Here is a 17,632-nt window from a genome sequence, read left to right as displayed (position 1 = left end):
AGGGGCCGCGGGAACCGTCCGGTTCCCGCGGCCGTCCGGTCAGTCGCCGGAGATCGTGAACTGGGAGCCCGGCTGGATGACGATGTCGCCGTCGGCCGAGCCGGTGATCTGGACGTCGGACAGGACCGCGTTGCCACGGGCCCCGCTCATCGCCAGGATTCCGGCGCCGTTGTTGGACCTGTCGATGCGGACGTCGGCGATGGCGACGTTCGGCATGTTGCCTCCGCCGTTCTTGAACTGGATGCCGTCATAGGTCGAGTCGATGATGTCGGTGTCCCGGATGGTGACGCCGGTGATGTCCTTCGTGGACGGGAAGAGGGTGATCGCGCCGAACTCCTGGTCCTCGTTCCAGAAAGCCCCACCGGTCCGGTACAACCCGTTGTTGGCCAGCAGCGTCGTGCCGGAGAACGGCAGTGGGCTGTGGTCGGTGGCCAGCATGATGCCCGGGTAGTTCGCGGTGTCGTACACCAGGTTGTTCTGGGCGGAGTTGTTGTGACCGCCGTAGATGGCGATGCCGTTCGCCCGCCACGGGAGCTGGACGGTGTTGTTCAGGAAGTGGTCGTCGTGGTTGATGTCCACGTTCTGATCCTTGACGTACGGGTTGGCCCAGATCGCCAGCGCGTCGTCACCGGTGGTACGGAACGAGGAGTTGAACACCCGCGAGTTGCGTGTGCCGTTGGAGAAGTTGATGCCGTCGGCGTACGTGTTGCGGATCCGCATCCCGGTGAACTCGACGCCGTCGCCCGGGTTCCAGTAGGCGGGCGTGTCCGAGTAGTCGCGCCCGACCCAGGCACCCACGTTGACGTGCTCGATCCAGACGTTGCTGATCTTCGTGTTCTTCCCGAACCGGCCGTTGAGCCCGTGCCCACGGTTGGCCCGGTTCTGGGTGTTGCCGAAGATCGCGATGTCCGAGATCTGGGTGTTGTCGTCGATGTCGAAGCCGACGTTGCCCTCGTGCGGATGGTTGATGTTGCCGCTCACCTGATGCGGCTGGGTGTTGGTGTAGAGCTGGGTGTGCCACATGCCGGCGCCGCGGATCACGACGTTGCGGAGGCCCTTCTGATTCCACTGGCCGCGGGTGGGGTCCGGCGAGAGGATCTTCTGCTCCTGCCGCCACTGGCCGGCCGGGATCCAGACGCAGCCGATCACACCGTTCTCGTCGTCGGTCACGGCCCGTTGGAGGGCGGCCGTGTCGTCGAGCCCGTCGTTCGGCACCGCGCCGTAGGTGGTGATCGAGACACAGCCGGACGGCTGGCTCAGCGCCGGCGCGACCTGCTCCAGGTCGATCGTGTCGATGATGTAGAAGCTCGCCGCGTCACCGGAGTCGCGCTGGAGCTTGAACCGGGTGCCCGCCGGATACGACTGGCCCAGCAGGGCGTTCGACTCGTCGAAGAGGCGACGGGCGTCGGCCTGCGGGGTGTTCGACAGCGACTCGGTGTCGTCGGTGGTGCCGTACACCCAGCTGTTGCGTGAGCTGAGGGTCAGCTTGCGGTTGAACACGTCGTTGACGTAGAGGCTGATCGTCCAGTCCTGGCCGCCGCCGTTCGCCGCGTCCGGTACCGAGTTGCGCACCACGATCGAGTTGGCCTGGTTCGCCGAGGTGAACTCGACGAACTGGCCGGTGCTGTTCAGCCGTACCGACTGGCGCCCACTGGACTCGGTGGCGAAGTTGGTGTGCCCGAACGTGCGCAGCGGGTCGGCCTGGAGCAGCGTGCCCTGGTAACGGGCGGCCTCGGCCTCGTAGGAGACGTACGGCACGGCGGCGCCCCGTCCGACCACGATGGAGCGGGACAGCGTGTTGTTGTTCTCGTTGGTCTCCGCGACCACACCGGCCGAGTCGGCCGTCGCGACGGCGGTGGCGCCGCCGCTGGTCGCGGTCCACGTGCCGCCGATGGTGACGGTGGTGGTGGCGCCGGCCGCGATCGCCGGGGTGGCACCGGTGAGGGTGGTGCCGCCGACCGCGACCCGGGTGGTGCTGGCGCCCGCGCCGCTGATGCCACGGTTCTGCACGGCGACGGTGAAGCCGACCGCCGCGCCGGCCGCCGGGTTCGCCGGGCTCATGGTGATCGCGGTGACCTGGAGGTCCGGGCCCGGTGCCTGACCGACCACCAGCGGCGAGGTCGCGGTGAACGTGTTGTTGCCGTTGTCGGTCTCGGCCACGGTGTTCGCCGGGTCGACCGTCGCCGACACGGCGTAGCTGCCCTGCGCCCGGGTGCCGGCGTTGCCGGTGACGGTGGCCGAGGCACCGGCCGCGAGCGCGGGCACGGCGGCGCCGGCCACGACGGTGCCGCCGAGCCGGAAGTCCACCCTGGTCGCCGCCGCGGCGACGGTCCCCTGGTTCCGGACGGTGGCGGTCAGGGCGATCGCGGAGGTCTCGTTCGGGGTCGCCGGGCTCCACGTGGTCGAGGTGACGACCAGATCCGGCGCCGGCGCCCAGGCGCCGATCACATGCAGCTCGGCGACCTGCCCGCCGGGCGCGCCGGTGTTGCCGAAGAACTGGAGACGTACGTCCGAAGCGCGCCCGCCCACCGGAATGGTGACCGTGTTCTGGTTGCCCGCGGGGCTGAACCCGTAGTCGGCACGGCCCTTCAGTTCGGTGAAGGCGGCGGCGCCACCGGCCCGCCCCTGCACCTGGATGCTCTGCGTCCGCGGGCCCCAGGCCGCGTCCGGGTTGAGCTTGACGACGACGCCGGTGACGTTCGCGTCGGAGCCGAGCTTCACCGTCAGCGTGGACGGGAAGCCGGCCGACTCCCAGTAGGTGCCGGTATCACCGTCGTTGGCGTTGGCCGCGACGAAGTTGAAGGTGGTGGAGGACGCCTCGATCGCCCGGCCCACGGCCAGGTCGCCACCGGCCGGCGGATCGGGGTCCGGGTCGACCGGGCCGGCCACGCCGTAGATCTCCAGTTCGGCGAGCTGCCCGGCCGGCCAGCCGGTGTTGGCGGTGATGTGCACCCGTACGTACCGGACGGTCGCCGCGGTGAATCCGATCGTGACGGTGTTGCCGGTGGCCGGGTTGAACACGCGCCCCGCGGACGCCGAGAGCGTGCTGAACGACGAGCCGTCGGTGCTGCCCTGCACGCTCAGCGTCTGCGTGCGGGTGGCCCACGCGGACGGCGGCGGCAGCTTCAGCACCACCTGGTCGATCGCGACGCCGCCGCCGCCGAGGTCGACCTGGATCCACTGTGGGAAGACGTTGTTCGGGCTCTCCCAGTAGGAGTTCGGGTTGCCGTCGTTGACGGCGGATGCCGGCTGCGCTCCGAGGGCGCCACTGGCGGAGACCGCCTTACCCGTCGCGAGGTTGGGGCCACCGGCCGCGTGGGCGGCCACCGGCGAGATACCGAAGACGGCCAGACCGGCCGCGAGGGCCACGCTGACCAGTCTTCGGCTGAGGGATATCGGCTTCATGGGGTCCGTCCTGTCGAACCGGCGCAGAGACGTACGCCAAGCGGGCGCCACCACGCCGAGGGGAATGGGAGGGGGAAGCAGTGACCCGAGGTGCGATTTCCAGCCCGATCGTGAAAAATTTCGGTTGTCTGCCGACTTTTTGCGGACCAGGACATTCAATGTTTCAGATATGTCACCGGTTCGTCAACGCTCTGCGTCCAGAACATGCAGCGGACGGGCCGGTGGTGAGCTGCCGGCGCCTGCTCCGGTGACCGCGGCGTGGCCGGTGGCCGACCGGACCGGCCGCCGTGTCGATTCGAGTAGGGTGTGACCCATCGGCGGCGCATGCCGCCCTCGCCCTCGGCGGCCACGCCGGGAAGGGGTCAGCTGTGCCGGTGCGGGCGCGTGACTCGGCGATCCTCCTGACTGAGTTCCCGCGGTCATGACTCCGGTTCGGGGCGACGACGATCGCCGCGCGCTGGTCCGCCGTCTCATCGACCGGCAGCCGGCCGGCCTGGATCTGCTGCGGCGGATCTGCCTCGCTCTCGTCGAGGCGTTACCGGCCAGCGGGTCCGGTATCAGCGTGATGACCGCCGACGGGACCCTCGGGGTGTGCGCCGCGTCCGACCCGGCGAGTGAGCGCGTCGAGGAGTTGCAGTTCGTTCTCGGTGAGGGGCCCTGCTTCGACGCCTTCACCGCCCGGCGGCCGGTGCTCATCGCGGATCTGGTCGACGTCCCGGACAGTCGGTGGCCGCTCTACGCGCCCGCGGTCCGGGAGGAGGCGGTCTGTGCGGTTTTCGCGTTCCCGCTCCAGGTCGGCGCCGTACGGCTCGGTGTCATGGACATCTTCCGTGATCGGGTGGGACCGTTGAGCGGTACCGAACTCCAGATGGCCTTCACCTTCGCGGAGACCGTCGTGGAGGCGCTGCTCGACATGCAGCAGAGCGGCGTGGCGCGGGACGGCGACGGCGCCGCGGTCCTGGACGTCGGGCGCCGCGCCGAGCTCTTCCAAGCTCAGGGAATGGTCATGATGCAGCTGGGGGTGTCCATCGGTGAGGCTCTGGTACGGCTGCGTGCCTACGCCTACGCCGAGAACCGTCGTCTCGAGGATGTCGCCCGCGATGTCGTTGAACGGCGCCTGCGATGGGACGGGAACAACCAATGAGCGCCGACAATCGGGAGGCAGGACATGAGCACCGTTTCAGCTGAACGATTGGCCACCATCTTCGTGGAGGCCGCCGACACCCTGGTCGACGAGTTCGACCTGCTCGACTTCATGCACATGCTCGTCGACCGGGCCCGGAGCCTGGTCGACGCGGCCGCGGCCGGCCTGATGCTGGCCGACGAGTACGGGCGGCTGGAATTCATGGCCGGCTCCGACGACAACGTCCGCCTGGTCGGGCTGTTCCAGATTCAGAACGACCAGGGGCCGTGCCTGGAGGCGTTCCGCACCGGCCGATCGGTGATCAATGTCGACCTGGCCTCCGCGACGCAGCGCTGGCCGCGCTTCGCGCCCCGGGCCGAGGAGGCCGGCTTCCACTCGGTGCACGCGTTCCCACTGCGGCTTCGCACCCAGGTGATCGGCGCCCTGAACATCTTCGGCGACTCCGCCGGTGGAGATTTCGACCCCACCGATGTCCCGGTCATGCAGGCCCTCGCCGACGTGGCGACGATCGGCCTGATGCAGGAACGCGCGCTCCGCCGCAGTGAGGCACTGACCGAGCAGCTTCAGGGCGCCCTGAACAGCCGGATCATCATCGAACAGGCCAAGGGCGCGCTCGCCCAGGTCCTGGGCGTCAGCGTCGATGAGGCGTTCCGCCGGATCCGTACCTATGCCCGCAACAACAACCGGCGGCTCACCGAGGTCTCCGAACTGATCGTCACCGACCTCAACGCCCTCCCCGGCCTGGCGCAGCGCTGACCCGTCCGAAGCACCCGGCCGGCGCCGGCCGTGTCAGCGCCGGGCCGGGTCTTATACCCGGAAAACTGCGCCTATGTCGAAGAACGCCGGGACTTGGTGCGCGATGGCGCGCCGGGTGCCGTAACGTTGTGTCGCCGGCGGTATCACCGCCGATCGTTGCTCCAGACCCCGGCAACGCGCCGTGCCGTCGGGTGCCCTGGAGCCGCTGTGACAACTCGGATTCACTCTGCGCATGTACGACCGGTCGACGCCGCGGGCCACCGGGCGGGTCGCCGGTGACCGGCAGCGGGCCGGCTCGTGATCGTTCCCTCCGGCCGCCATACCTGGTCACCGCCCGAACCGACCGCCGGGCACTGACCGTGACCGTCACGGCTGACGCGAGCACCAACGTGGTCGAGCTGACGGCGCACGGCCAATGGTCGGCGGAGTTCGGTAGCCGGATGGCCGCCATGCTGCGGCTCTGCCTGGCCGGGCCGGCGTCGACGGTCATCGTCGACCTGCACGACGTGGGCGATCTGCACGGAGTGAGCCGTCCCTTCTGGATGGCCGCGGTGCGGACGGCCCGTCTCCGGCCGACGCCGGCCCAGCTCGTGCTGTGCCTGCCCATGCAGACGATGCTGGCCTACCGCCTGCGTCACGGTGACGGCTGCCGGCCGGCACTGTTCGCCACCATCGCGGAGGCCCGGCAGGCGATCGGCATGCGGCCGTTCGGTGATCAGCAGCTACAGGCCCGGCTCGGCCCGCGACTCGAGTCGGTCCCGGCGGCCAGGAATCTCGTCACCCGGGCATGTCACACCTGGCGGCTGCCGCAGTTCCAGGCCGACGCGCGCCTGGTCGTGTCCGAGCTGACCGCCAACGCCGTGCAGCACGCCGGCACCGATCTGGTGGTCACCGTGCGACGCAGCGGCCACCTGTTGCACATGGCCGTACGGGACAGCGACACCCGATATCCGCGTCTGAACGCGCCGGCCGGAAACGGCGTGCCGGTGGCGATGGAGGAACGGGGCTGGGGTCTACAGATGGTTCACGCCGTCGCGGCCGCCTGGGGTGCCATGCCGGCCCGCGGTGGCAAGGTCGTCTGGGCCACCCTGGCATCGGACACGTCCAGGGAGACCGGGCACTGAACGCCTTCAGTCCCGTACCAGGTCGTCGACCGGGCGATGCAGCAGAGCGGCGAGTTCCAGCCGCGCATAACCGTGCGGCGAGCCTCCGGCGGTTCGCGGCTCGCTGAGCGGTCTCCCACCGATGCGGAGTTCCGCGACACGCCGGCGCACGATACCGGTGATCCACTCGACGACGTCCAGGTCCGGATCGATGTGGCAGCCGGCCAGCCACCACACCTCGAGATAACTGGCCGCGAGGATCTCGTCCCGCTGCACGGCGCTCAGCGGCAACGTCTCCACCACGGTCCGGATCACGGCCGACGTCCGGTCGAACAGCTGGATGAACGCAGCCGTGTTCCCTCGTGAGACGGCGTCGACCAGGAAGACATCGCTGTGGTGGGGCGGAGTCTCGAATTCTGTGGAGAACGGGTTACCCGACCGCACCTGCCGGGTGAACTCTTCCATGAGAAGGCTCCAGGCGACGACGATGTGTTGCCGCCGAGGTCTGGAGCGACATTCAGGGGTGTTGCGGCACCCACGCTACGGCATCGCCATCGACCGAGACAGCGATTGCCCCGAACGGGGCCTTCTCTCCGTCGAGGAACGCGCTCATCTACCGGCTCGCCCGGTCCGCCCGTGCCTCGCGCAGCGGCGCTCCGACGGCATGCAGATGCCGCAGTGCCTGCCGGTACGACTCGATCAGACCGGTCTCCTGATAGGAGATACCGAGCTGTGCGCAGTACGCCTTGACCAAGGGTTGCGCCCGGCGCAGGTTGGGCGCGGGCATGGCCGGGAAGAGGTGATGCTCGATCTGATGGTTGAGACCGCCGAGGGCCGCGTCGATCAGCCTGCCCCCGGTCACGTTGCGCGAGGTCAGCACCTGCTTCCGCAGGAAGTCCTCGTTGCCGGTGGGATGCGGCATGCCCTTGTGGTTCGGTGCGAACGTCATGCCGAGGTACACCCCGAACACCGCCTGATGTACGACGAAGAACGCCAGCGCCTGCAGCGGGGACAGCACCAGGAGCAGGGCGGCGGTGTAGCCGATCAGGTGCACCGCCAGGAGGGCCGCCTCCAGGCCGCGGTGCCTCATACCGGGTCGCCGCAGCGCCTTGATGCTGGAGATGCGCAGATCGAGACTGAGCAGCGTGAGCAGCGGGAAGAAGAGACCGGCCTGATGACGGGAGATGAACCCCTTCAGCCCACGACGGCCCCACGCCGACTCGGTGGCCCAGATCAGGACCTCCGGCTGCACATCGGGATCGAGTTCGTCGTGGTTCGGGTTGTTGTGGTGGCGGGTGTGCTTCTCCGTCCACCAGCCGTAGCTCATCCCGATGACGACGTTGCCGGCGATCCGGCCGACCACGTCACTGACTCTCCGGGTACGGAACACCTGCCGGTGCGCCACGTCGTGCGCCAGTAGCCCGGCCTGGGAGAACACGACCCCGAGCAGCACGGCGACCAGCAGGTTCCACCACGACGAGCCGATCACGACGAAAGCGACGGCGACACCGCAGAGCATGGCGGCCACCACACTCATGCGTACGGCGTAGTAGCCGAGTCGCCGTTCGAGAAGCCCGGCATCGGTGATCTGCCGGTTCAGGACGGCGAAGTCGCTGCCGGCCGTTCTGGGTCGAGGGGTGACGGATGCGCTCATGAACCACGACTCCTTAATGGTGCCGCCTCCATACCGGAGAAACCCTGACGGCGTGGACCGGAGATGAGGCCGCGGAGTCTGGACGGCCGCCGGTCACCGAAGAAGGCGGTGACAGCACCGAGTCTTTACCCTCTGACGCGAGACGGCAAACCGGCCATGAATCCGGCGCCCCTCCGCCGTCATCGATCCATCGGCGGATGCAGTTCGCGGCGCAACCGGTGGAACGACCTCCTGATCAGCCGCGATACGTGCATCTGGGAGATACCGACGTGCTCGGCGATCTCGGCCTGGGTGAGGTTGCCGTAGAAGCGGAGGGTGAGAATCCGCCGCTCCCGCTCGTCGAGCAGCGCCATGGCCGGTGCGAGGGTGGCCCGGGTGTCCACCAGCTCGAACCCGTGGTCCTCGCTGCTCAGGGTCTCGCCGAGCTCTTGCGGGGCTTCGCGGCTGACCGGCGCGGACAGCGACTTCGCCGTGTAGGCGCGGGCCGCGTCGAGTCCTTCCAGCACCGCCTCCTCGGTGACCTGGAGGTAGGAGGCGACGTCGGCGACCGTGGGCGACCTTTTCAGGATCTGGGAGAGCTCGGTGTTCGCCGCCGTGATCGCGAGCCGCAACTCCTGGAGCCGGCGGGGCACCCGGACCGCCCAGGCCCGATCCCGGAAGTGACGCTTGATCTCGCCGACGACGGTCGGGATGACATAACCGAGAAAGGCGGTTCCCAGGTCCGGATCGAACCTGTCCACGGCTTTGATCAGGCCCTCGGCCGCGGCCTGGGTGAGGTCGTCCACGGGTTCGCCGCGCCCCGAGTAGCGGGTGGCGAGCCGATGGGCCAGCGGCAGCCAGGCCTCGATGACCCGTTGCCGCAGCGCCGACCGCTCGGGGTGGCCCGGTGGAAGCGCGGCCAGAGCCCTGAGGAGTTCCTCCGCGCTGCCGGTAGCTTCGAACATGATGCCCCCTGGCAGCGTGCTTTCCACGATGCCGGGGTCCGGGGCAGCAAGCCCGTCAAGGGCTCGCCAGGCCGACTCTAGACCGCACGGGGACCGGCCGCCCGGCAGATCCCCGTGGGTCAGTCCCGCCCGCAGCGGGAGAACGCGTCTTCGTCAGCCCTTCAGCAGCTGCCGGGCCATGACGATGCGCTGCACCTGGTTCGTACCCTCGTAGATCTGGGTGATCTTGGCGTCGCGCATCATGCGCTCGACCGGGTAGTCGCGGGTGTAGCCGTAACCGCCGAGGATCTGGACCGCGTCGGTGGTGATCTCCATGGCGACGTCGGAGGCGAAGCACTTCGCGGCCGCACCGAAGTAGGTCAGGTCGGCGTCGCCCCGCTCGCTCTTGCCGGCCGCCGCGTACGTGAGCTGACGGGCCGCCTCCAGCTTCATGCCCATGTCGGCGAGCATGAACTGCAGACCCTGGAAGTCGGCGATCGCCTTGCCGAACTGCTTGCGCTCCTTCGCGTACCCCAGGGCGAAGTCGAGCGCGCCCTGCGCGATGCCGATGGCCTGCGCGGCGATGGTGACGCGGGTGTGGTCGAGGGTCTTCATGGCGGTGGCGAAGCCGGTGCCCTCCTCGCCGATGATCCGGTCGGCGGGGATGCGCACGTTGTCGAAGTAGACCTCGCGGGTCGGGGAGCCCTTGATGCCGAGCTTCTTCTCCGGAGCGCCGAAGCTGACGCCGGCGTCCGACTTCTCCACCACGAACGCGGAGATGCCGCGGGAGCGGGCGGACGGGTCGGTGACCGCGAAGACCGTGTAGTACTCCGAGACGCCGGCGTTGGTGATCCAGCGCTTGACGCCGTTGAGCACCCAGTGGTCACCGTCCCGGACGGCGCGGGTCGTCATCGAGGCGGCGTCGGAGCCGGCCTCGGGCTCGGATAGGCAGTAGGAGAACATGCCCTCACCGGCGGCGACCTTGGACAGGTACTTCTGCTTCAGCTCCTCCGACGCCGCGATGATCAGAGGCATCGTGCCGAGCTTGTTGACCGCCGGGATCAGCGACGACGAGGCGCACGCCCGGGCCACCTCCTCGATCACGATCGCGGTGGCGAGGGCGTCCGCACCGGCGCCGCCGTACTCCACCGGGATGTGCGGGGCGTGGAAGTCCGAGGAGCGCAGGGCGTCATACGACGCCTTGGGGAACTCACCGGTCTCGTCGGCCTCGGCGGCGTGCGGGGCGACCCGCGCGTCACAGACCTCGCGCACGGCGGCGCGGATCGTCTCGTGGTCCTCCGGAAGCCGGTAGACGTCGAAATCAGCCATGCCCTTAACCTTCCCTAAGGTGGTCCCGGGGCAATGTTACCGGTGCGTAGCGTGGGCTGGGCAACAGTCCGGAGTGTGCCGAATATCGCGGCCCGACGAGGGCACCCGGAGAAACCGCCGGGTTCGGGTCCGTTTCCATAGATCTCCACCCGCTTGAGACTGTTCTAATGAGGTGCCGGAAAGGCATGCTCTAACTACAGACAGCGGCCGGACGGTCGAGGAGGTCCTGTGGCGCAGGCTGACGAGCCCGATCACGTTGATGAACAACTGGCTCGCATCGACGCCTCAATATCCGACCTGAAGATTCGCGACATGCAGGCCGCCGCCGAGCGGACCAAGATCGCGAGCAAGCTCCAGGCCGCGTTGTTCCAGCGCGACATCCTCGCGCACGCCCAGAAACAGCAACGGTCCAAGGGCACGAAGGCCCGGCGCACCACCCGGCGCAAGCCGGTGGACTATCCGCCACCGCCGCAGCCCGGCGAGCCGACGCCCGTCGAGGAACCGGCCCCGGTCCAGGACGACGGGCCGCGACCACCGCGCCGCCCGCCCGCGCCGCCGGACTGGGCCGAGCCGGGCACCGCGTACACCGGCCCGCCCGGAGTCGCCTCCGACGGCGTGGCCGTCCTGGTCGACGATCCGCCCCCGACCGAGCGGGTCGAGCCGCGGCCCAGACCGCCGCGCCGCCCGCCGCTGGCCACCATGGAGCACCCGCCCGAGGCATCCACCCAGTCGGTGCAGAACATCCTGCTCGTCCTGGGCGCGCTGCTGCTCGGCGTGGCGGCCGTCGTCTTCGCCACGGTGGCGGTCACCAACCCGTTCGGACGGGCGCTGGTCCTGGCGCTGTCCACCGGGATCGCCCTGTCGGTGGCGCCCGGCGTGGCCAAGCGCGGGCTCACCTCGACCGGCGAGGCGATCGCCGCGATCGGCCTGATCCTGCTCCCGATGACGCTGTACGCGTTGCACGACAGCCCGTTGACCGGCGGGGACGTGCCGACCGCGCTCTACCTCGGCCTCACCTTCGCGATCACCGCGGTGGCCGCGTTCCTCTACGCCGGTGTCACGCGGCTCGCCGCACCCCGGTACACCACGGTGATCGCGACACAGCCGGTCGCGCCGCTTCTGGCGTACCCGCTGATCGAGAGCCCGGCCGGCTGGGGCCTCGCGCTGACCACCGTGGCCCTCCTCGACCTGCTGCTCCTCACCCGGGTGATCCGCGCCGGACGCCTCGTGCCGCGCTGGCCGCTGGGCCGGCCGGTGGCCGCCGACCGCGTCTCGCTCGCCGAGGCGGACGCCGACGGGAAGATGTTCGCGCGCCGCGACGGCGCCCCCGATCCGGCGGACCCGGCGGCGTACGCCGCGGACGCCCCACCACGCCCGGAGTCCCGCCCCGAGGAACCGGATCTGATCATCGCCCGCCTCCACCGGCCACGTCGCCGCTGGCTGCCGACCCGGATCTTCCCCGGTCCGCGGCCGGAGGGCGCACCGCCCGCCGGTTCGATGCCGCTGGCGCCGCCGGCCACCCCGCCGTCCGCCGACTGGCTCCGGGAACTGACGTTCGCGCTGCTGTGCGTCGCGTCCGCGGGCGCGCTGCTCTACTCGTCGGTGGCGCTGCTACAGGCGCAGGTGCTGGGTGACGCGCTGCGCTCCGGCCTGGTCCTGATCGCCGCCGCACTCACCGCGGTGGCCGCCGCCCGTCTGCTCAAGCAGCCGATGGCGATCAACGTGGCCGGCGCCGTGCTCACCCTTGCGGTGATCGGCGCGATGGCCCGGATCGCCGGCGTGGTGGCGCCGAACTGGAGCGTGGTGGCCGCCGCCGCGACCGTCGCGATCGCCGGCGCGGTGATCGGCACGCTGCCGGAGATCATGCGGCGTGGCCCGCAGTACGCGGCGACCGGCACGCTCGTCCTGCTCGGGCTGGTCGTCGGGGTGGACGTGCTGCGCGCGGCGATCGCCCCGGTCGCCGCGGCCCGGCCGATCTGGGACGCGGACACCGCGGCGTACGCCCAGAGGCTCGCCGAGGCGGTCGGTCCGTCCGGCTGGCTGCTGGCGTTCAGCGCGCTGCTCATGACGATCGCCGCCGCCCTGGCGCTGCCCACCACGATCCGGCACGAGGGCGCGGTGATCGGCATCGCCCTGACCGCGCTGTCCGTGCCCGCCTCCCTGAGCCTGCCCTGGTCGGAGGCACCGTGGCCGCTGGTGCTGGCGTCGATCGGTCTGGGCGCCGCCGGTCTGTGGGCGAACACTCTGCGGACCGCGGCGACCCACGTGGCCGCGGCCGGCGTGGTCGGCCTGTTCGGCGCGTGTGCCGCCCTCAGCGCGTCCTGGCTGACCGCGGCCGTACTGACCGCGCTGGCCGGGGCCGGGGTGATGGTCGCGATCGCGGCCCGGCAGATCCCGGTGCGCCTGTTCGCCTGGGTGATCGGCGACTGGGCGTCCGGCGCCGCCGCGCTGGCGATCCCGGGTGCCGCGGTGACCGCCGCGCTGGCCGTCTCGGACCCGGGTGGCGGTCCGCCGCCGACCGCGGGCTCGACCGTTCCGGCACTGGCCGCCGGTTTCCTCGCGGTCGCCGGCACGCTCAGTTATGCCGCCGTGTTCCAGGTGGCCCGGCGCGAGATCAGCCTGCCGATGACGGTCGGTACCGGACTGGGCGCGACGGCGATGGCACTGGCCGCGCTCTTCGCCCCCGGCGCCGCCGCACCGGACATCTGGGTGGGCGCGTTGCTGCTCGGCGCGGCCGCCCTGCTCTTCTTCGCCAAGTCGATCGACAACCGGGGGCGTACGGACCGGGTGCTCGACGGCCCGGACATCGCCGCCGCGGCCGCCACCGTGGCGATCTGCGGCGCCCTGGCCCGGGTCGCCGCCCTCGCCTTCCCGGACGCGCCGCTCGCCGTCGCCGGTGTGATGGTGCTGCTGGTCGGCATGGGCGTCACCATCCTGCCGGACGACTGGCGGCCCGGCCCGGCCCGTGGCCTCGGGATCGCCGCCCTGGTGGTGGGCGCGATCGCCGGCTGGCAGGCGGTGGTCGGTGCGCTGAAGGTGCTGTCCCTGCCCGGCCCGCTGTGGGCCGCCGACCTGGCCGCCTATCCGGCAACGCCGGAGCCCGGTGCGTGGCAGGCCCCGTTCGCGCTGGTCGCGATCGCGATCACGGCCGCCATCGCGATGCCGAAACCGTGGTCGCCGTATGCCTCCGGGCTGGCCGCGGCACTGGCCACGATCAGCACGCCGTACGCGTTCGGCATGCCCTGGTGGTCGCCGCTGCTCGTGGGTACGGCGGTCGCGGTCACCTACGCGCTGGCCGCCGTCGCCGCGGCCGACCCGCATTCCGCCCGGGCCCGTGCCGGTGTGGCCGCCGTGGTGATGCTGCACGCGGCCTCCGCCGGTCTGGCCCGGCCCTGGTCGACGGCCCTGGCACTGCTGGTGATCGTGCTGCTCGGCGTGCTGGTGGCGGCCGCCGCCCGGATTCCGGTGAAGGCGCCGCCGAGCTCGTTCGAGGACACCGCCGAGTTGGACGAGGTGCCGGACCAGGCGCCGGAGCGGGTGATGCCGCAGCACCGGGCGCAGATCGGCGGCGCGGCCACCGGCTCGGTGCTGCTGGCGCTGCCCGGCCTGCTGGCCGCGCTCGCCGCCGAGCAGGGGCACGGCATCGAGGTGGTGCTGACCGCCGCGCTGGCCGGTTCCACGCTGGGCCTGGCGATCCTCGCCGCGGTCGGCCGGTTCCTGCCGCACTACCTGCCGTGGGCCACCATCGGCGTGGTGCTGGGCGCCACGGTGACCGCGGTGGCCTGCATCCCGACCGACTACCCGACCGCCCTCTACGCGGCCGCGGCCGCCCTGGTCGGGGTGCTCGCCGAGATGCTGCGCGGAGCGGTCCCGCCGCCGCCGTCGCCGGTGCCGCGGATCGCGCCGTTCGACGACAGCCCGGCGGCCACCCGCTATCTGCGGCTCCGGCGGTCCGGCTGGGGTGAGCGCTGGCTCGCCGACCCGGCCGCGGGCGCCGTCATGCTGGCCCTGCTGCCCACCGTGCTGGCGCTGTTCTCGCTGGCCCCGGCCCTACGGGCGGCGCTGGTCGACCCGCTGGGCCAGCTGCGGGCGGTGTGGGACGGCCCGATCCCGGCTCTGACCGACCCGGCCGCCGGCACCGTGGACGGCACCAGCGCCCTGGCCGCGGTCCTGCTCACCGGCGCCGCCGCGCTCGCCGCGGTCGGTTTCGGCGGCAAGGTGTCCGAGGCGGTCCCGGTGATCCTGCCGGGTCTGGCGCTCACCCTGCTGATCACGCCGATCGCCATGAACGCCGGATTCCCGGCCGCCACCGGCGCGGCCCTGGTGGTCTTCACCATCTCGATGCTGGGGCTGGCGCTCACCCCGCCACCGGTCGCGCACCGGGCGCCGCTGCTGCGTACCACCCGGGGGATCGTCTTCGCGGTCGGCCTGCTGGCCGGCGGCGCGGGTCTGGCCGGCAGCCTGGCCATGGAATCGCTGACGGTGTTCACGCTGGGCAGCGCGGTGGGTGTCGGGCTGGTCGCGGCGCTAGCCGGCCGTAACCAGTCGGCCCGTCTGCTGGGCTGGCTGTTCGCCGCGCTGATGGGCCAGATGTTCGTGATGGCGGTGGCGATCTCGGCCGGGCTGGAGCGGCACTGGGCGGCGTTCGGCGTGCTCGCGGTCGGTGCCGGGCTGCTGTCGCTGGAGGCGGCACTACCCCGGCTGGGCCTGCCGCAGTACCGGGCCGAGGCGATCACCGTCGAGTGGAGTGGCTACGCCTCGGCGGCCGTCGCCGGCGTCCTGGCCCTGTACTCCCCGGTCCACCTGGCGGCGCTGCTCGCGGCGTGGGGCGCGGTGCTGGGCCTGACGGCGTCGCGGCCGGACCGTACGGCGAGTCAGCGGCGCACCCTGTTCTGGGTGGCCGTCGGGTTCGAGATCGCCGGCTGGTGGCTGTTCATCTCGCTGAACGAGGTGGGGCTGCCGGAGGCGTACACGTTGCCGTTCGCGGCCCTGGCACTGGCGGTCGGCGTGGTCGAGGCGCATCACCGGCCGGATCTGAGCAGCTGGGCGGCGTACGGTCCGGCGCTGCTAGCCGCGTTCGTGCCGACGATGGGCATCGTGATCGCCGGCAACGGCGGCGACCTCCGGGCGGTGTTCCTGCTGCTCGGTGCGGTGGTGACGCTGATCATCGGTTCGCGCAGCCGCCAGCAGGCGCCGGTCGTGGTCGGCACGGTCGCCACGGTGGTCGCCGCACTGGCGTTCGCGTTCACCGTCGGCGGCCCGTGGCTGATGCTCATCCCGGTCGGCGTGGTCCTGCTGTTCCTGGGCGCGTCGAGCGAGAACCGCCGCCGCACCCAGGAGTTCCGTGAGGTCCTCGCCAAGATGCGGTGACGTGGTGAACCGGATCTCGCAGCGCTGCGCGACCTGACCGCTCAGTTACCCATCAGGCGGTCGCGCAGCGCCGTGTCCTTCTCGGCGACCAGCTTCTCCAGCCCGGCCTGGAACTCGACCATCCGCTGCCGGATCTCCGGGTGCGACGCCCCGAGGATCCGGACCGCGAGCAGGCCGGCGTTACGCGCCCCACCGATGGACACGGTCGCGACCGGCACACCGGCCGGCATCTGCACGATCGACAGCAGCGAGTCCATCCCGTCCAGGTGCTTCAGCGGCACCGGGACGCCGATCACCGGCAGCGGGGTCAGCGCGGCCACCATGCCCGGCAGATGCGCGGCCCCGCCCGCCCCGGCGATGATCGCCCGGATGCCCCGGTCTGCCGCCGACTCGGCGTAATCCACCATCTTCCGCACGGTCCGGTGCGCGGAGACCACACCGACCTCGAACGGGATGTCGAACTCGGCCAGGGCGACCGCGGCCGCCTCCATGGTCGGCCAGTCCGAATCGCTGCCCATGATGATGCCGACGACGGGATTCATCTACACACCTTCCTGAAGCCACTTCGCGGCGCGAACAGCCCGCGCCCGCACCTGGAGCAGATCGTCGCCGAGCACGGTCACATGACCGATCTTGCGGCCCGGACGGACCTGCTTCCCGTAGAGGTGCACCCGGGCGCCGGGATCGGTGGCGAACAGGTGGTGCAACCGCTCGTCGATGGAGATGCCGCCGGGCTCGCCCCCCAGCACGTTCGCCATCACCACGAACGGGGCGGTCAGCGCGGTCGAACCCATCGGATAGTCCAGGACCGCCCGCAGGTGCTGCTCGAACTGCGACGTCCGGGCGCCCTCGATGGTCCAGTGGCCGGAGTTGTGCGGGCGCATGGCCAGCTCGTTCACCACGATGCCGGCGTCGGTCTCGAACAGCTCGACGGCGAGCAGGCCGACCACCCCGAGCGACGTCGCCAGGTCGATCGCGAGCTGCTGCGCCTCCAGGGCGCGCTCCTCGGACAGGTCCGGCGCGGGCGCGACCACCTCGACGCAGATGCCGTCACGCTGCACGGTCTCCACCACCGGATAGGCCGCGACCTGCCCGAACGGCGACCGGGCCACCAGCGCGGCCAGCTCCCGCCGCAGCGGCACCCGCTCCTCGACGATCAACGGGATGCCGGTCGACACCAGATCGTCGGCGGCCTCCCGGCTCCCGACCATCCAGACGCCGCGACCGTCATACCCCCCACGGGTCGCCTTGGCCACCACCGGCCAGGACCCGGCGGCGAACGCCTCGATCTCCTCGCTCGTCGTGACCCGCCGCCAGCGCGGCACCGGCGCGCCGAGCGCGGCGAGACGCTCCCGCATCATGCCCTTGTCCTGGGCGAAGACCAGCGCCTTGGACCCGGGGAAGATCTTCACCCCCTCGGCTTCGAGCGCCTCGATGTGCTCGGTCGGCACATGCTCGTGGTCGAAGGTGACGGCGTCGCACCCTTTCGCGAACTCACGCAGAGCAGCGAGATCGGTGTGCGTGCCGATCGGCACATCGGCCGCGACCAGCGCGGCGCTGTCATCGGGCTTCTCACTGAGCACGCGCAGTGACTGGCCGAGAGAAATGGCGGCCTGGTGGGTCATACGGGCCAGTTGCCCGCCTCCCACCATGCCGACTACAGGCAGACCGGTTCGGGTATCCATCGCGAGGCCAGCCTAGCGACGCCGCAGATCAACCCCCAAATCAACCCCGTTTCGTGGTACGGCCACACCTCCCACAACCGCACCACCCCCGCTCCCGCCCTCCGGGCGCTACCGCCACCCACCCGTCAGCCGGCCCCCACCACTGCCTCACCCCCTCCGACACAGCGCTGACAACCAGCCGCACCACCACGAGCTGGCCCCCACCACTGCCTCAACCCCTCCGAGACAGCGGTGACAACCAGCCAGACCACCACGAGCTGGTC

The 17,632-nt window shown here is 71.0% G+C and carries 11 protein-coding genes; 4 read left to right on the top strand and 7 right to left on the bottom strand.

Annotation, left to right across the window (positions count from 1 at the left end; all coding sequences use genetic code 11):
- Nucleotides 1-39: 39 nt before the first annotated feature.
- Entirely contained in the window at nucleotides 40-3,405 is a 3,366-nt protein-coding gene (locus tag BC793_RS32710) for a CARDB domain-containing protein (protein WP_109599613.1), read from the bottom strand.
- Between the two features lie 421 nt (nucleotides 3,406-3,826).
- Here BC793_RS32710 and BC793_RS32705 point away from each other — a divergent pair, with 421 nt between their 5' ends.
- From BC793_RS32705 to BC793_RS32695, 3 genes are all read left to right on the top strand, one after another.
- Nucleotides 3,827-4,549 carry a GAF and ANTAR domain-containing protein gene (locus BC793_RS32705; RefSeq protein ID WP_109599611.1) on the top strand — a complete coding sequence of 241 codons (723 nt, stop codon included), beginning with the start codon at nucleotides 3,827-3,829 and terminating at the stop codon, nucleotides 4,547-4,549.
- A gap of 24 nt (nucleotides 4,550-4,573) precedes the next feature.
- A complete protein-coding gene (locus tag BC793_RS32700; RefSeq protein ID WP_109599609.1) occupies nucleotides 4,574-5,305 on the top strand; it encodes a GAF and ANTAR domain-containing protein in 732 nt (243 codons plus the stop codon).
- 359 nt (nucleotides 5,306-5,664) lie between these two features.
- On the top strand, nucleotides 5,665-6,429 hold the full coding sequence (locus BC793_RS32695) for an ATP-binding protein (RefSeq protein ID WP_146246530.1): 765 nt from the start codon (nucleotides 5,665-5,667) through the stop codon (nucleotides 6,427-6,429).
- Between the two features lie 6 nt (nucleotides 6,430-6,435).
- Here the strand turns inward: BC793_RS32695 and BC793_RS32690 are convergent, their stop codons facing one another.
- The 4 genes from BC793_RS32690 to BC793_RS32675 form a co-directional block, all read right to left on the bottom strand.
- On the bottom strand, nucleotides 6,436-6,873 hold the full coding sequence (locus tag BC793_RS32690; RefSeq protein WP_109599605.1) for an RNA polymerase sigma factor: 438 nt from the start codon (nucleotides 6,871-6,873) through the stop codon (nucleotides 6,436-6,438).
- A 148-nt stretch (nucleotides 6,874-7,021) separates the two neighbouring features.
- Nucleotides 7,022-8,062 carry a fatty acid desaturase family protein gene (locus BC793_RS32685; RefSeq protein WP_109599603.1) on the bottom strand — a complete coding sequence of 347 codons (1,041 nt, stop codon included), beginning with the start codon at nucleotides 8,060-8,062 and terminating at the stop codon, nucleotides 7,022-7,024.
- 179 nt (nucleotides 8,063-8,241) lie between these two features.
- Nucleotides 8,242-9,006: a SigB/SigF/SigG family RNA polymerase sigma factor gene (locus tag BC793_RS32680; RefSeq protein ID WP_109599601.1), complete on the bottom strand. Its 765-nt coding sequence runs from the start codon at nucleotides 9,004-9,006 to the stop codon at nucleotides 8,242-8,244.
- A gap of 153 nt (nucleotides 9,007-9,159) precedes the next feature.
- On the bottom strand, nucleotides 9,160-10,314 hold the full coding sequence (locus tag BC793_RS32675) for an acyl-CoA dehydrogenase family protein (RefSeq protein ID WP_109599599.1): 1,155 nt from the start codon (nucleotides 10,312-10,314) through the stop codon (nucleotides 9,160-9,162).
- A gap of 228 nt (nucleotides 10,315-10,542) precedes the next feature.
- Here BC793_RS32675 and BC793_RS32670 point away from each other — a divergent pair, with 228 nt between their 5' ends.
- The gene (locus tag BC793_RS32670; protein ID WP_109599597.1) at nucleotides 10,543-15,684 is read left to right on the top strand and encodes an SCO7613 C-terminal domain-containing membrane protein; all 5,142 of its coding nucleotides are present in this window, start codon (nucleotides 10,543-10,545) and stop codon (nucleotides 15,682-15,684) included.
- A gap of 41 nt (nucleotides 15,685-15,725) precedes the next feature.
- Here BC793_RS32670 and purE read toward each other — a convergent pair whose 3' ends face one another.
- Together purE and BC793_RS32660 are read right to left on the bottom strand one after the other, a co-directional pair.
- Entirely contained in the window at nucleotides 15,726-16,226 is a 501-nt protein-coding gene (gene purE / locus BC793_RS32665) for a 5-(carboxyamino)imidazole ribonucleotide mutase (protein WP_109599595.1), read from the bottom strand.
- Entirely contained in the window at nucleotides 16,227-17,369 is a 1,143-nt protein-coding gene (locus BC793_RS32660) for a 5-(carboxyamino)imidazole ribonucleotide synthase (protein ID WP_109599593.1), read from the bottom strand.
- Nucleotides 17,370-17,632: the final 263 nt, after the last annotated feature.

The organism is Actinoplanes xinjiangensis, assembly GCF_003148685.1.
In the GTDB taxonomy this organism is placed as follows: Bacteria; Actinomycetota; Actinomycetes; order Mycobacteriales; family Micromonosporaceae; genus Actinoplanes; species Actinoplanes xinjiangensis.
Note: the sequence above shows the minus strand (reverse complement) of the source record. Positions and strands in the feature narration are given on the sequence as shown.